At 43.4% G+C, this 13970-nt stretch carries 17 protein-coding genes and 1 pseudogene; 2 read left to right on the top strand and 16 right to left on the bottom strand.

Going from position 1 to position 13970, the window contains the following annotated elements:
* Nucleotides 1-53: 53 nt before the first annotated feature.
* The gene (locus tag ORJ00_RS01355; protein WP_027669611.1) at nucleotides 54-1337 is read left to right on the top strand and encodes a DUF3422 family protein; all 1284 of its coding nucleotides are present in this window, start codon (nucleotides 54-56) and stop codon (nucleotides 1335-1337) included.
* 83 nt (nucleotides 1338-1420) lie between these two features.
* Nucleotides 1421-2122, top strand: coding sequence for a lytic transglycosylase domain-containing protein (locus ORJ00_RS01350; protein ID WP_306138754.1), 702 nt, complete (start codon nucleotides 1421-1423; stop codon nucleotides 2120-2122).
* A gap of 89 nt (nucleotides 2123-2211) precedes the next feature.
* On the opposite strand, the gene ORJ00_RS01345 is transcribed toward ORJ00_RS01350, so the two are convergent.
* From ORJ00_RS01345 to ORJ00_RS01275, 16 genes and pseudogenes are all read right to left on the bottom strand, one after another.
* On the bottom strand, nucleotides 2212-2673 hold the full coding sequence (locus ORJ00_RS01345; RefSeq protein WP_306138753.1) for a hypothetical protein: 462 nt from the start codon (nucleotides 2671-2673) through the stop codon (nucleotides 2212-2214).
* Nucleotides 2674-2755: 82 nt separating this feature from the next.
* A complete protein-coding gene (locus ORJ00_RS01340) occupies nucleotides 2756-3409 on the bottom strand; it encodes a hypothetical protein (protein WP_306138752.1) in 654 nt (217 codons plus the stop codon).
* A 136-nt stretch (nucleotides 3410-3545) separates the two neighbouring features.
* Nucleotides 3546-4460, bottom strand: coding sequence for a leucine-rich repeat domain-containing protein (locus ORJ00_RS01335; RefSeq protein WP_306138751.1), 915 nt, complete (start codon nucleotides 4458-4460; stop codon nucleotides 3546-3548).
* Between the two features lie 7 nt (nucleotides 4461-4467).
* Complete coding sequence (locus ORJ00_RS01330) at nucleotides 4468-4914, bottom strand: GIY-YIG nuclease family protein (protein WP_502221307.1); 447 nt, start codon at nucleotides 4912-4914, stop codon at nucleotides 4468-4470.
* Between the two features lie 18 nt (nucleotides 4915-4932).
* A pseudogene (locus tag ORJ00_RS18975) lies at nucleotides 4933-5142 on the bottom strand (RHS repeat-associated core domain-containing protein); the annotation flags it as partial.
* 180 nt (nucleotides 5143-5322) lie between these two features.
* The gene (locus ORJ00_RS01325) at nucleotides 5323-5718 is read right to left on the bottom strand and encodes a DUF4259 domain-containing protein (protein WP_306138749.1); all 396 of its coding nucleotides are present in this window, start codon (nucleotides 5716-5718) and stop codon (nucleotides 5323-5325) included.
* 73 nt (nucleotides 5719-5791) lie between these two features.
* On the bottom strand, nucleotides 5792-6712 hold the full coding sequence (locus tag ORJ00_RS01320; protein ID WP_306138748.1) for a hypothetical protein: 921 nt from the start codon (nucleotides 6710-6712) through the stop codon (nucleotides 5792-5794).
* Nucleotides 6709-7569 carry an RHS repeat-associated core domain-containing protein gene (locus ORJ00_RS01315; protein WP_306138938.1) on the bottom strand — a complete coding sequence of 287 codons (861 nt, stop codon included), beginning with the start codon at nucleotides 7567-7569 and terminating at the stop codon, nucleotides 6709-6711. The genes ORJ00_RS01320 and ORJ00_RS01315 overlap by 4 nt, the downstream gene beginning before the upstream one ends.
* Nucleotides 7570-7766: 197 nt before the next feature.
* A complete protein-coding gene (locus tag ORJ00_RS01310; protein ID WP_306138747.1) occupies nucleotides 7767-8600 on the bottom strand; it encodes a hypothetical protein in 834 nt (277 codons plus the stop codon).
* Nucleotides 8601-8644: 44 nt separating this feature from the next.
* The gene (locus ORJ00_RS01305) at nucleotides 8645-9427 is read right to left on the bottom strand and encodes a hypothetical protein (protein ID WP_306138746.1); all 783 of its coding nucleotides are present in this window, start codon (nucleotides 9425-9427) and stop codon (nucleotides 8645-8647) included.
* A gap of 3 nt (nucleotides 9428-9430) precedes the next feature.
* Nucleotides 9431-9907, bottom strand: coding sequence for a hypothetical protein (locus tag ORJ00_RS01300; protein ID WP_306138744.1), 477 nt, complete (start codon nucleotides 9905-9907; stop codon nucleotides 9431-9433).
* A gap of 66 nt (nucleotides 9908-9973) precedes the next feature.
* Nucleotides 9974-10273 carry an RHS repeat-associated core domain-containing protein gene (locus ORJ00_RS19085; protein WP_502221306.1) on the bottom strand — a complete coding sequence of 100 codons (300 nt, stop codon included), beginning with the start codon at nucleotides 10271-10273 and terminating at the stop codon, nucleotides 9974-9976.
* 197 nt (nucleotides 10274-10470) lie between these two features.
* Entirely contained in the window at nucleotides 10471-11094 is a 624-nt protein-coding gene (locus tag ORJ00_RS01290; RefSeq protein ID WP_306138741.1) for a hypothetical protein, read from the bottom strand.
* 219 nt (nucleotides 11095-11313) lie between these two features.
* On the bottom strand, nucleotides 11314-11922 hold the full coding sequence (locus tag ORJ00_RS01285; RefSeq protein ID WP_027669612.1) for a PEP-CTERM sorting domain-containing protein: 609 nt from the start codon (nucleotides 11920-11922) through the stop codon (nucleotides 11314-11316).
* Between the two features lie 461 nt (nucleotides 11923-12383).
* Nucleotides 12384-12812 (bottom strand): CBS domain-containing protein, encoded by a 429-nt coding sequence (locus ORJ00_RS01280; protein WP_027669613.1) that lies wholly within the window; start codon nucleotides 12810-12812, stop codon nucleotides 12384-12386.
* A gap of 27 nt (nucleotides 12813-12839) precedes the next feature.
* Nucleotides 12840-13964 (bottom strand): PilT/PilU family type 4a pilus ATPase, encoded by a 1125-nt coding sequence (locus tag ORJ00_RS01275; protein ID WP_027669614.1) that lies wholly within the window; start codon nucleotides 13962-13964, stop codon nucleotides 12840-12842.
* Nucleotides 13965-13970 lie beyond the last annotated feature (6 nt).

The raw sequence follows: 13970 nt of genomic DNA, 5'->3' as shown, positions 1-13970 counted from the left end.
AACGGCATGTGTGCTCATTCGCTATTTTCCTTCTCACACTAAGGAGCATTGGTATGACCGGACTACATAACCGCAGCCATCCACTGCGTGATGTTCTGGATAAAGAACTGCAACAACGAACATTCCCGGCGCTCACGGCTCCGTGTCGGCTGTGCCAGTTTATGCTGACCGTATCACCGGCATCGCGCAGCAGCGAACTTAGCTTTATACAACAACTGGCTAGCCAGCAAGGCAGCCATTTCAGTGAAACCGACCATGATATCAACCTGCCACTGTTTGGCGGCAGTTTACGTTTTGAAAAGCACGGCGAGTTTTCCAGCTATATCTTTATGCAAAGCGGCAGTGAAAAACAGTTATTTGATGATCCAGCCGATTTCTTGCCTGCTAAAACCTGGTTTGATGATATCCCAGGCCAAATTTTTCGTATTGTGCAACTAAGCATTATCACCCCGTCGCAGTTAACCACCTATGGCAACATTGACACCCTGTTCAATCCTGACAACTGTATTAGCAGTTTACTGGCTGGGCAAAAAGCCCGGATCTGGACCGATTTTCAAAAACATGCCGAAGGTGCCGGCCGCATGGTGCTGCTGGATCAAGGCTTAAGCCCGGCAGCATTGGGGCGTTTAGTACAGCAGCTGCTCGACTTGGGTAACTATCGCAAATTATCGCTATTAGGCTGGCCGCTATCACGCCAGGCACTGAGTAAACTTAGCTTACTGGAAAAGCAGTTGTCTGACATTACCCAGCGTATTGAGCATAAACGCAATGACGACGAACATTTGCTCAATGAAATAACCACCATGGCGGCACAAACCGAGCATCTTATTGCCGATACCAGTTCGCGCCTGCAAGCCACGGCGGCGTACTATCAGTTAACGTTAGACCGGATAAAAAGCCTGAATGAAACCCCAATAGAAGGCTTGTTGTCGCTGCAGGATTTTACCGAGCGACGCCTGACACCAGCGTTTCGCACCAGTGAATCTGTGGTGTATCGTCAAAATGCACTGTCAGGCCGTTTAGGCCGCTCAACTGAACTGCTACGCACCCGTATTAACTTAAAATTGGAGCAGCAAAACCAACAATTACTGGCATCAATGGATAAAAGGGCCAAATTGCAGCTGAATATGCAGCAGATGGTAGAAGGTTTATCATTGGTAGCTATTAGTTACTATGCGGTACAGCTAAGTGACAAAGCGATAAAGGCGTTAAGTTACTGGCTGCCACAGGTAAATGCCGAGCAGTGGCAAAGTATCAGTGTTCCTGTTGTGGTGCTAATGGTTGCTGCAGTGCTTATCTGGATCAACCGAAAACTACACCGGGACAAATCGCCCTAGCAAAGCCACTCGCGCTCTGTACTTGAGATTTTGCTAACTTAGTGCTTTACTTGCGATCCTGCAAAATAAAGGATCTGGCAAAGGTGCACCGAGTTAACTATTGTGTTTTTTATCTATGCCTAAGCGTGTTAAGTGCGGTAGCACTTGCCAATGCGCCAGCGGATGCTAAAAAACAGCTAAAACTGTCTCCCGGTGATAAGCCCCTAACCAACATGACACCGGCGATAAAAAACGTTCAGCCACAAACCTTGGTCTATAAATCGGTTAGCGCCAATGGCACTGCCTCGTTTTCAGATCGCCAACCGATTAACCGGCCATTTGAGCTTAAACGCTACGACTGCTTTGCCTGTGATCCGGTATCAACCGTTAACTGGCACACTACCCCGCTGTATCTGCGACCTTATAATCGGTTAATCAGTAATGCCGCCAGTGAAAACAAGTTAGACCCGGCACTTATTCGTGCGGTCATTCATGCCGAGTCGTCGTTTCGCCCCAGCGTTATTTCCCGCAAAGGCGCTATTGGCTTAATGCAACTTATGCCAGAAACGGCCACGCAATTGGGGGTTGACGATGCCACCTTGCCAGAACAAAACATTGCCGGTGGCAGCCGCTACCTGGCAAATTTATTAAAACAGCACAATGGCGACTTAACACTCGCCCTGGCGGCTTACAACGCCGGTGCCAGTAATGTGAAAAAATATAACGGCATCCCCCCCTTCGCTGAAACCAAAGCCTACGTTGAGCGGGTAGCCATTTTACACAAACGCTACCAGCGCGCAGGTTAAGGCATAACACAGCTTAGCACCGCCACCTGGCATGTTTTACTCCTTAGATAAATAGCCGTTTTCGCATTTTAGCTGACAACAGCCACCTGTTAGGACTTACTGTATTTATTAAAAAAGTCAGCACTTTGCTGCGCGCTATCCAAATAGGCTAAATTCAAAGCAGAGACTTCATCTTCCGCGCCATCCAAAGCAGCATTCAGCTTTAGTAATGCATCGTTTTCAGTCTCGATAAGTTTTAAGTACTCTTCATAAGGGACTGCATATTTTTTATTGCATACCCAGGCTTCCCACTTTAACGGCGTATCAACATAAGCTGGAACAGCAACCTGCTCAAAACGCCGGCCAATTTCCCCGGCCACCAATAAATCAGTAACTTCACGGTACAGCTGTTCATCAAACGGAAAGCTTAGCTTTGCCTCCAGAGCATTCTCTGCAATGTGCTGCTGAAGAAAAACCTTAAGAACAGCATAAGATGGAATAAAATTCGATAATGAAAATGTAGTTTCATCTTCCATAATATTTAGTATTTCGAAAGCTTTTTCTCTTTTCATTTTAAATCCATTGAATTAACTGTTTAACATTCCCTTTTTGAACAACGATGTTGGTATTTATCCGTCATTCTGCAGTTAGCGGTTACTTCCACCAAACATCCCTCAACGCCAACAAAGCCGAACAGTAATTTAGGCTTTCCTGGTAGGAATAAGGCGGCATTAGATCTTTTTTCTCTGTCTCCAGAATACTAAGCTGACGCATCATTTCAGCAAATGACGGCGTTCGAAACTCATAAGCATGCGATAAAATTGCAGTTTCATACTCGCCATCAGCAGTAAGGCTGTTTGGATACAGCAGAATAATTTCTTCGGGGAATTGACCGAACCGGCCAAGTACTAAAGCTCCAGCGTAATTACTTGTGCGGCTAGTTGCCGTGTCTTGCTCAACACCATAAGTATAGTAAGCTTCATCGTCAGAGGTTGCAGGCCAAGCCTGCAACGCGGTCTGTAAGTCGGCGGAATATTCAACCAGAGTAACTATATTTTCCGGTTGGAACAGGCCTACCTCATCACTCTGCGGCTCAACAAACTGCCCACTCAGCAGGGCATAAGCCTGGTAAAAATCCTTAACTGAATTGGGTAAGCTAACACCGGCCGAAGGCTTTATTTTCTCATTCACAGTATTGCCTTCAAAGCGAATTAACTCTGCCTCCCCCGTTGCTTGCCAGCATTTTAAAAAGCCTAACCATTGCTCGGTCCCTCGCTGGTATCCCGAGTTTTTTTCAGTTAAAAGCACAGTAATGTTTTCCTTTTTCCTGACAAGATCTGTATCACTACACGCGAATAAGTTCAGTATTAAACAAGCTGCAAAAGCTATTCTATTGAGCGCAAATATGACCACTTTTTCCTACACCTATAACTGGCCCAATAAACTATGAAAATTCAATAGTAAGGAGCTGCCTTCCCTTTCCTCCTACTACATCAAACCTACTTGGCGTTTTACCGGAACCTAGGGCACTGAGTAGCTCATCTTTTGGAGCATCCAAAGGATTCCACCATCCAATTACTTTTTTTAATGGAAGATTTTTTAATAACACTGTCCAATTTAGCACTGGCGCATTTGGGCCGCCTACATACAATGTTTCAATAGCTGAACAGCTTTTAACTATCGAGATATCAAGATTTTCTGAAAGCTTAATAAGACGTAAATTACTAAGATTCTGCAATTGAATCACTTCACCAATATCATGCAGTAATTTAGCATTTTCAACATCCAGCTTCCTCAGGCTTTTACAATAAGCTATCCCGTCAACAGTCTCTATTTTATGAGCATCAGTGATGCGCAAAGTTGTAAGCCCTGGAAAGTATTTCAAACAACTTAAGTCATCTATTTTTGGCTTTGATAACCAGAGATATTCAACATGGCTACATTGACCAAAATAGTTAACAAAATCCGAACCAACAGAATGAATAATTAACTTATTAAGATTATTACATTTTAGTGCGGTAGATAGCTTCGCTTGCCATATTGCATCTATCATTTCTAAATTATGGAGCACAGACAAATCAAAATCTTTTTTCACCTTCGACAACATCACAAGCTTTTTCAATTTAATGAAAACACCAATGTTATCAACAGCACTAATTTTGCCACTTTCTGACGCCCCGCATAATTTAATATATTCTATTTCGTTAACTAATCCATCAAAACAAGAAAAGTCACTCCAGTCTTCAAGAAACTCGAGCTCTGTGACTCTATTATTTTTCAGAGCATGTTCTATTTCTTTTGAAAATGAACCCGCCAAGTAAAGTCTACTACCAATAACATTGCATTTAGTCTGAGACATATAAAACCTATTTGCTGCAAATTTTGAGTGTGGCTAACTTTTGCCTAAGCTTATGTTTAGATGCCCTTGTCTTACTTAAAGGTCTGTTAGTATTAGATAGCGAGTCAGCATTATCACCAGCCAACAAATCATATATTAACTGCTCAATAACCTGCACATCATCCTTACTTCCTTTAACATTAATTTTAGACACAATTAGGCTTGCTCTTCTGCTACCTGATTTCGCATGTTCCTTTATTCGTTTATCTAAGTCTCTCTTGGACTTCCCAACATAGGGTTTATTGTCCGCAAGTTCGTCCAAGAAAACATACACACCATGCGTAACCACCTCTTCTACAATTGATTTAATCACCACGCAACCGGTTTTTTTTATGAGTATTCTATAATTTCCAGCCCACGATAGAGTATGCCTAGCAGATATGTTTAGTGTTGTCCCCAGCTCTGACAACGTCATAAAGTCAGATGGGTCAAAGCCATTAACCGGATCCGCATGGGTATACAAATACTTATTCAGCGTTACCGGCTCGCCATCCCGCCCTAACCACTCATCCTGGCGGGTAAAGCGGCCTATGTCCGGGTTGTAGTAGCGGGCACGCAGGTAGTAGTTATCTAGGCTGTCGTCGAATTGCTCACCGGTAAACAGATAGTTATTATCCGTGTCGCCGTTTGTACTTAGCAGCTCTCCAAAGGCGGCGAAGCGGTATTGGTCGCTGACATTACCGCTGTCGTCACTAAGTAACCGGGTAGAGCCTAAGCCGTCGTAGTGAAAGCTGAGGGAAAAGGCTGGCTAATCATGGCCAGAATTCGTCTTTTCTGGCCATTTAATCAGGTATAGATACTAAAAAAGGTTATAACTAATGCTTCAGCTTATTTGCTGGGCTAATAGGTTAAGGCTGTCAGTAAAATCATCATCATCTTCCCAAAGCTCCATCAACTCAGACTCATCTGATGACAGCCGCTTAAGCACCTGTTTTGCATTGGTAATAACACTGGCATCTGGCTGTTCTGTTTGTGCTGCTACCCACGCATCAACGTCTTCGGTATAAGCATCGTTTTGCGTGCCTTTACCCAGCAGTTTGGCAATCACTTCCACCGCCGCCAGTGCCTCTTCACCGATATCGGCATCGATATAATCATCGCACTCCAGTACCGCTTGCAGCGCCTTATTAACTGCCGACAACCCTTGGCTGTCTTCCAACTCACTTGCCCAATCACAGGCGGTATCGTTACCAAATGGCTCTGCTGACCATGCGCCCATAGGTTATCTCCTTATTCGTTATTAAATTATATCCAGCCTGGCGACGTGTACTCTGTTAGGTAAGCTGCCTTTATTAACCCTGCTGAAAGTGCTTTTCCTGAATTATATAATCACCAAACTTCGCCTCTAATGATTGTTCAAATGCGCTTAGGTCTGCGTCATAGTCTTTTTTCTGTTGCAGAATAAGTTTCTTTAAATTGGGGAAAGTTTGAATAAAGGCAACCTTCCCATCCAATACCCGCACATCACTGACTTTTAAAATTTCTAACGTGTGGCATTGGCTAAATGGCAGTAACGATGACAATTGCTTTTGCCCCCACAAGCTCAAATACTTTAAGGAGGTAAACATCGAATAATCTGCCGCAAACTCAATTTTTTTGCAGCTCTCGACACTAAACATTTTCAAGTCATGTAACGTCGTTAACGCGGCAATATCGACTAATTTTGCACAAAACCGTAGTTTGAACATTTGTAATTGCGTCAAAGCAGCAATGCCATCTAGGCTTTGCAGCTTTCTTGCATCGACCAGCTCCAGGCATACCAGATTCGTTAGCTGCCGAAGCGCAGATAAATCGCTTCCCTGCCAGTTAGCAATTCTTAAGTCCTGCAAGCTGGTTAAAGACAGAACTTGCTCTATATTTTTTTCCCGGCCATCAATCCAAAGACGTTTAAGATTTTTGAATATTGAGAAATCGATGGTATTTTTCATAACGTCTGGGAAAATAAGCTGCTCAACCAAATCGCAATGGCGCAAGCCTTGCCAGTCCACCTCACTTGTATTGATACTGATTTTTTGTATCTTGCCATTAAATGCCTGCAAAAAACTTAAATCGTCCCAAACTCCGTTTTCAAAACTAAGTTCATCAAATTCCAGGCGATGCATTATTTCAATAGATTCAGGCGTTATCTTATTGTACAGCCGGCACAAGCTCCGATGCTCCCAGTAAACAATATCGCGCTGATTAATGTCATTTTCAAATGACAGCTCTTTCATAATTTCACCTTATCATCACAGAAATCGATATTACCTTTTAACAGCTTTCTTAACTGTTTACTGTTTATACTTCTCGGCGAATCGGCAACTTCCCTTCTGGCATTAGCTGTATTATCGTACTTAATATACTCAATAAACCACTGCTCAACTAACCGCAGCTGATTAACTGCAGATTTTGTTTTATCCGAGAAGCCAAATTTTTTATATACGTTATCTATCACCACTTCAACCTTAGCAATTTCCCGTTTAATTCGGTTTAACGCGTCATGCTGGCTTTTGCGCTTGCGGTAGTTGCCAGACCGACCCACGTAGGGTTTCTTCTCATTACTATCTTCGAATATATAAACCCCACTAAACGCTTCCCCAATAGCATACTCAGTCGCTTCTTGAAGCATTAAACAAAGTGCACCATTAGTCGCCTCCCGGAGAAAGAGCCTAAAGTTCACCGCTCTGCCCCCCGCCAACGCAGTATTAATCGAGTTGGCGATCCCGGCTGAAATCAAATTCTGATAACCGCTTGGATCAGTACCATTAACCGGATCAGCATGCGTATACAAGTACTTATTCAGCGTTACCGGCTCGCCATCACGCCCTAACCACTCATCCTGGCGGGTAAAGCGGCCAACTTCCGGGTTGTAGTAGCGGGCCCGCAGGTAGTAGTTATCCAGGCTGTCGTCGAATTGCTCACCGGTAAACAGATAGTTATTATCTGTGTCGCCGTTTGAACTTAGCAGCTCTCCAAAGGCGGCGTAGCTATAACTGTCGCTGACATTACCTGCTGCATCACTAAGTAACCGGGTGGAGCCTAAACCGTCGTAGTGGAAGCTATGCGTTTGCCCTGAACTACTCTGGCTGATTAAATCAGCGCCGTACAGGTAGGTTTTTAGCGCCTGGCCATTATCGTTGGTTTCGGCAATTACCTGAGCGTAAGGCTCAAATTTTACCCCTTACAGAAATCCATTGTTCTGAGCCTTTGGCAACGACTGCTGTTGGGGGCAACCATACAGCAGCGCTTTATTGATAATCTTGCCGGGCTTTTCAACATCTCTGCCGCTCAGCGCCAGTTAATATGCTCCACTTCCGGTAAGTCGGTGGGTATGTATAGCTGTTCCTCTGGCATTACCTGGACAGGTACAGCTGAAAACCGATGCAACCGTAATTTTTGATTTATCTGCTGCACGGCTTTTGAGTCCAAAACCAGCATTAATGTGTTTAATGCACTTAAACGCACAAAATTTACGCTATTGGGTTTTAACGCTTCAACAGCTAGCGCTTCCTCTTCACTATTTGCAAACGACGCCCGGTGGCATTGCCGGCATTTAAAGGTTGTTCTTAGCTTAGAATCGGCTTTAACCCCCTTGTGCAACTGGTAGTGAACGTCAGGGGCATTGAGAATTTCAACATAGCCGGTTGGCTCACCTTTATATAAAATAGGCCGGGTGTTAAACACTGTGCCAAACAGGTTTGTTAACTGTGTCAGAAGTGCTTCGGAGTAATAATTAATATACGGACGTGTATTAGAAAAAAAACCCACACCATTTTTTAATTTATTCGCGCTATTTAGCAGCACTTCATTTCGCTCACCCAGCGGATAACCACAGCCGTTACAGCGGCCTTTAGTAAAAATACTGTGCGGCTCATTGGACAAACCGGCTTGTTCGATGGGCCTTAACGCATACCATTCTGCCAAGTCCAGGTAATTAACCGGTTTTAGTTCTAAACAGGCTTCACTATCCCCCAGGTGGTCACAAATTAGCTCACACAAGCAATCTTTCGCTGCTTCAAGCTCATTACTTTCAGCCTGAATTTCCGGCTGTTTTTCCAGCCAAAGCACATGAGCATCATCATGGTGCAACCAATTAACTACGTAGACGTTTTTGTTGCTCATTGCATCACCTTACAAGAATTTATGCTTATTTTTTTCAACATAGCTCATTTATTCGCTAGCCTTTTCCTGCAAAACATAAGCTTCTTCTTTAGCAATCCAGAAATCTCGCTTTCATAAGGGCCAATTAACTTTATAACTTTTTCGTAATCCCCGATCTTAATTGCGTTATTCACTTTCAAATTAAAGCTTTCTGTGAGAACTTTTTTTCTGTGCGAAATTTCTTCTTCGTAATACATTTTCCAAACCTCATTCTGCACATACAGTGCATCAAGTACCTCCTGAGATTCATCCTTATATTTACCTACATCTCTAATTATCATTTTGAGTATTCTAACAGCAAAACGAACTTCACCTTTAACAGATAAATCATTGGACAATACCGAAGCTGCTATATCAATAATATTATTTGTAAAAATATAAAAACATTCAGCATTATCCAACTCGCTTACCAGTTCACCATATAGTATAAATTTATCAATGACCGAAACTTTTTCACTATATAAAAAATTTCGGAACAATCCCACTGCCAAAACAAAGTCCTGCCTAACTACACAGTTTAAAAATGCTTCAATATCCAGCTCACTAACAGAATCAGTCAACTCATCAAAAATAAAATTTTTTTGATGATCACGAAGCAATCCGAGTCCCTTTCTAATCTTTTCAAAAATTGCGGTATCTGTGTCACAGTCAATTAGTAAAAATAAATAGACAATATCACTAAGACCATCTTCTCCAGAAACCTCGGAGAAGGCTCTATTCACATCTTTTACCCAAATTTCAAACGAAAGGTTTTGTAGCTTTTTTCTGTAAAGTTCTGAAAAGACCATTGTCTACAACCAACCTTCAAGTTTGTATGCAACTTCGAACATTTGAACGATTTCTCTAGCATCACTACTGCGGCAACCAGCAGCGGTTAAGGCACTGTAAGCAACATGGACAGGATTTTTTCCTACGCTCCCTTTTTGAGCTTGATTTGCATTATAATGAGGACTTCCCTTTTTTGCTCCTCCACCATACGAGTTACCAAATAAAGGCACAGCTAACCCTAGTGCTTTTCGGTAAGTAGTATCAAATTTCACTCTCATCGCAGCGTCTTGAATAACGTGATGTGCATGATATTTCGTACCTCCCGTAGCTTTACCTACACTACGGTAGCTAAACTTTAACAGCAATTCCCCCTCATCATTTGCTCTCTTGGCCAGCTTTGCACAGATATTACATAGTCTCGCTGCAGTTCGTCTAACTTGGTTTACTTTATGACTTGTATTGACAATCCTCAGACTGATCTGAATATTGATTGCGCTCATTACACCGGCTAAGGTAGTGTTTCCAGAGGGATCAAGATTGTTCACAGGATCCGCATGGGTATACAGTTACTTATTCAGCGTTACCGGCTCGCCATCGCGCCCCTGCCACTCGTCCTGGCGGGTAAAGCGGCCTATGTCCGGGTTGTAGTAGCGGGCCCGCAGGTAGTAGTTATCCAGGCTGTCGTCGAATTGCTCACCGGTAAACAGATAGTTATTATCTGTGTCGCCGGTTGAATTAAGCAGCTCCCCAAAGGCGGCGTAGCTATAACTGTCGCTGACATTACCTGCTGCATCACTAAGTAACCGGGTGGAGCCTAAACCGTCGTAGTGGAAGCGGTGCGTTTGCCCGCCGCTGCTCTGGCTGATTAAATCATCGCCGTACAGGTAGGTTTTTATCGCCTGGCCATTATCGTTGGTTTCGGCAATTACCTGAGCGTAAGGCTCAAATTTTACCCCTTACAGAAATCCATTGTTCTGAGCCTTTGGCAACGACTGCTGTTGGGGGCAACCATACAGCAGCGCTTTATTGATAATCTTGCCGGGCTTTTTAACATCTCTGCCGCTCAGCGCCAGTTAATATGCTCCACTTCCGGTAAGTCGGTGGGTATGTACAGCTGTTCCTCTGGCATTACCTGCACAGGTACAGCTGAAAACCGGTGCAACCGTAATTTTTGATTTATCTGCTGCACGGCTTTTGAGTCCAAAACCAAGGATAACGTATCTAGCGCATCTGAACGCACAAAATTTACGCTATTGGGTTTTAACGCTTCAACAGCTAGTGCTTGCTTTCCCCTATTTGCAAACGACGCCCGGTGGCATTGCTGGCATTTAAAGGTTGTTTTCAGCTTAGAATCTGCTTTAACGCCCTTGTGCAACTGATAATGCACATCAGGGGCATTGAGAATTTCGACATAGTCGGTTGGCTCACCTTTGTATAAAATAGGCCGGGTGCTAAACACCGCACCAAACAGGTTTGTTAACTGCTCCAACAACGCAGCCGAGTAATAGTAAATGCGTGGGCGTGTATTAGAAAAATAACCCACGCCATTTTTTAATTTAGTAATGCTATTTAGCAGCACTTCATTTCGCTCACCCAGCGGAAAACCACAGCCGTTACAGCGGCCTTCAGTAAAAATACTGTGTGGTTCATTGGACAAAAAGGCATTATAGCTGCAAGGGCCTGACAACCGGCAAACTGCTGCACTCAGTGTAATTCGCACGACATCAAACAAGGAATAAACGAGCTTAGCTGCTTACTTTGGTTACTCTAATGTTGAAAGGCGCTTTTCAGCATTACAAAATAAAGCCTTAACATTTATAGACATTCTCACGTGTACAAACATCAGACGAAAAAAAACACCAATCATGACAATTGGTGTTTTTCTAAGCGACGTACTGAAGCTAGATTAAAATCTTTTTTTAAACCGACGTGATGCTAAACCAATCAGGCTCAAAGCTAATATAGCTAGTGTTGACGGCTCAGGTACCTGCGACACATTACCAATGTTAACAGTCAAACCATCACGCAAAAAAGTACGGCTGGAATTATCGTTGTATGCCGAGTAACTTGTGTATTGATAGGTTCCCGCCTTCCAATCCGTAAATAGCTTATTAACTAACAAACGGCCTGATAACGATATTATGTCGCCAGCTGATACACTAAAAACACCATCAGCCATCCTAAATCCAAATGCACAGCAAGAGCTGTTTATTGAAGTATATACATCAGATAAATTAGTGTTAATTCCATCTGTCGTTGTAAAAAAAGACAAAGACTCAAGTATCGTGAATGTACTAGCAGAAGTCCCTATGTTGAGTAAACTGATATCATTAAGCCAAAAACCGTTGGTAATATTTTGTGACCCCGCAAGGGCTAAATCAGACCCACTTAATTTTATTTCTGTTAACCCGCTACCATTATCGTAAATATCGATAATGAGACCAGCTTTAGCAAAACCGCTTACCGATAAAATCAGACCGACAAAAGCGGCTTTAAAAAAAACCTTAAACTTCATTTAATATTCCTTTTTAACTTCTTTCCTTTGATATTTGGAAAGTTTTAGTTGGTTTAATCCAAAGCAAAAAGCATGCCTAGAATTAAAATCTTATAATACAGGCAGTTAAGTTAATTAGTGGCAATCTCCTTAATAACCCGTAAAGATATTTGACACTTATATTCATATGGCCCTTAAACAATAAAGGAAAGAAAAAACAATTAGTTTATTAAATAGTAAATTATATTGCTTATTATCGTTAATTAAATAGCGTTCCCAGTAACTCCTTCATGAGCCTTCGACAGAAAAGTCAGCATAGCGTCACAGAGTCCGCTATAAGCTTATGTATTTGCTGAAAACCCGCCAGGCGGCTTGCTTAACGGCAGCCAAAACGAATCTGCGAGGTTTTGCGCCTTGGAAGCGCATGGCGTAAGAAAGAATTAATTGTTGCAGGTTTAAGGTATGTGCTGCTACTTGGCCAACTATGTTCCTGAGCCTGATTTGCCTAGCGCAGCACGCATAATGTCCTTCCAGGACACGAGCCCCAGTAAGTGTTTTTGTTCATCAATGACAGGTAGACAACCGATATTGTGTTTGAGTAGCAGTGCCGCGGCCTGCTTTACCGACGTGGTTTCAGTACCGGTAATAACCGGCGACACCATAACCTGATGTACTTTGCGACTGCGGATAAATATACCAATAGCAGGGTCGGTTGCCGAGTCCATCACGGGGCTTAATACCCGAAAATAGTCTTTAACCGACACAATACCGATGAGGCGATTACTACTGTCAATGACTGGTACATGTTGAAAACGGGATTTTGCAAAAACATCATGCAGCGTGGCCAGACTTGCATCGGCAAGAGTGGTAACTAACCTGTTACGGCGGGTCATTATATTGGCAATACTCATACCGGCCTCGCGCTATGTGATAGATGCTTAATCGTCTTCTTTTTCAAGCCCTTCGATGGTTACACCCGACAAGAAACCTGCGCCTTTGGTGTCACCACTGCGCAGTTTAATCATCAGACGTAAATCATTAGGTGAATCGGCATGGTGCAATGCATCAGCGTAGCTTATACGTCCAAGCTGGTATAAGTCATACAACGCCTGGTCGAAGGTTTGCATACCCAACTCACGCGATTTGCTCATTACCGCTTTAATTTCACCCATTTCACCGCGGGCGATTAAGTCGGCAATCAATGGTGAGTTAAGCAGCACCTCTATAGCCGCAACGCGACCGAAACCATCTGCAGTTGGCACCAATTGCTGCGCCACAATACCGCGCAAGTTTAATGATAAATCGAACAACAGCTTCTGGTGCATTTCCTTGGGGACCAAATGCATAATACGGTCAATCGCTTGGTTGGCATTGTTGGCGTGCAAGGTTGCAATACATAAATGGCCGGTTTCGGCGAATGACAACGCGTATTCCATGGTGTCCTGGCTACGAATTTCACCAATCAAAATAACATCGGGCGCCTGACGCAACGAGCTTTTCAGCGCGGCTTCAAACGACTCGGTGTCGATACCCACTTCACGTTGAGTAATTAAACTCTTATGGTGGTCGTGCACAAATTCAATGGGGTCTTCAATGGTGAGAATATGGCCTTTAGCATTTCTGTTGCGATACCCTAATAAAGCCGCCAACGAGGTTGATTTACCTGTGCCGGTACCACCAACAAACAGCACCAGGCCCCGCTTGGACATGATCACTTCTTTCATGATGGGCGGCAGGCCCAGTTCATCAACATGCGGTATGTCGGTAACAATGCGCCGCACCACCATCCCAGCGCAGTCTCGCTGCCAAAATGCGGACACACGGAAACGGCCTGAATCGTTTGAAATAGCAAAGTTACATTCTTTGCTATTCATAAACTCTTGCTGCTGTTTATCATTCATCGCTGACAAAACCAATTTAAGTGAACCCGCATCCGTTAGCGGGTTTTCATCAATTGGCAATAATTCGCCGTTTATCTTTGCAGCCACCGGCATACCAGCGGTTACAAACAAATCCGACGCCTTCTCAACGATCATTTTGTCTAGAAAATCATTTAGATGCATAAAGGT

It is taken from the genome of Rheinheimera baltica (assembly GCF_030731985.1).
Classification (GTDB): Bacteria; Pseudomonadota; Gammaproteobacteria; order Enterobacterales; family Alteromonadaceae; genus Alishewanella; species Alishewanella baltica.
Note: the sequence above shows the minus strand (reverse complement) of the source record. Positions and strands in the feature narration are given on the sequence as shown.

Bases quoted from the DNA above. Each gene is read 5' to 3' on its own strand.
- ORJ00_RS01355 (WP_027669611.1), top strand. From the start codon at position 54: ATGACCGGACTACATAACCGCAGCCATCCACTGCGTGATGTTCTGGAT.
- ORJ00_RS01335 (WP_306138751.1), bottom strand. From the start codon at position 4,460: ATGTCTCAGACTAAATGCAATGTTATTGGTAGTAGACTTTACTTGGCG.
- ORJ00_RS01280 (WP_027669613.1), bottom strand. From the start codon at position 12,812: ATGAGTATTGCCAATATAATGACCCGCCGTAACAGGTTAGTTACCACT.
- ORJ00_RS01325 (WP_306138749.1), bottom strand. From the start codon at position 5,718: ATGGGCGCATGGTCAGCAGAGCCATTTGGTAACGATACCGCCTGTGAT.
- ORJ00_RS01320 (WP_306138748.1), bottom strand. From the start codon at position 6,712: ATGAAAGAGCTGTCATTTGAAAATGACATTAATCAGCGCGATATTGTT.
- ORJ00_RS01310 (WP_306138747.1), bottom strand. From the start codon at position 8,600: ATGAGCAACAAAAACGTCTACGTAGTTAATTGGTTGCACCATGATGAT.
- ORJ00_RS01305 (WP_306138746.1), bottom strand. From the start codon at position 9,427: ATGGTCTTTTCAGAACTTTACAGAAAAAAGCTACAAAACCTTTCGTTT.
- ORJ00_RS01285 (WP_027669612.1), bottom strand. From the start codon at position 11,922: ATGAAGTTTAAGGTTTTTTTTAAAGCCGCTTTTGTCGGTCTGATTTTA.
- ORJ00_RS01345 (WP_306138753.1), bottom strand. From the start codon at position 2,673: ATGAAAAGAGAAAAAGCTTTCGAAATACTAAATATTATGGAAGATGAA.
- ORJ00_RS01330 (WP_502221307.1), bottom strand. From the start codon at position 4,914: ATGACGTTGTCAGAGCTGGGGACAACACTAAACATATCTGCTAGGCAT.
- ORJ00_RS01300 (WP_306138744.1), bottom strand. From the start codon at position 9,907: ATGAGCGCAATCAATATTCAGATCAGTCTGAGGATTGTCAATACAAGT.
- ORJ00_RS01275 (WP_027669614.1), bottom strand. From the start codon at position 13,964: ATGCATCTAAATGATTTTCTAGACAAAATGATCGTTGAGAAGGCGTCG.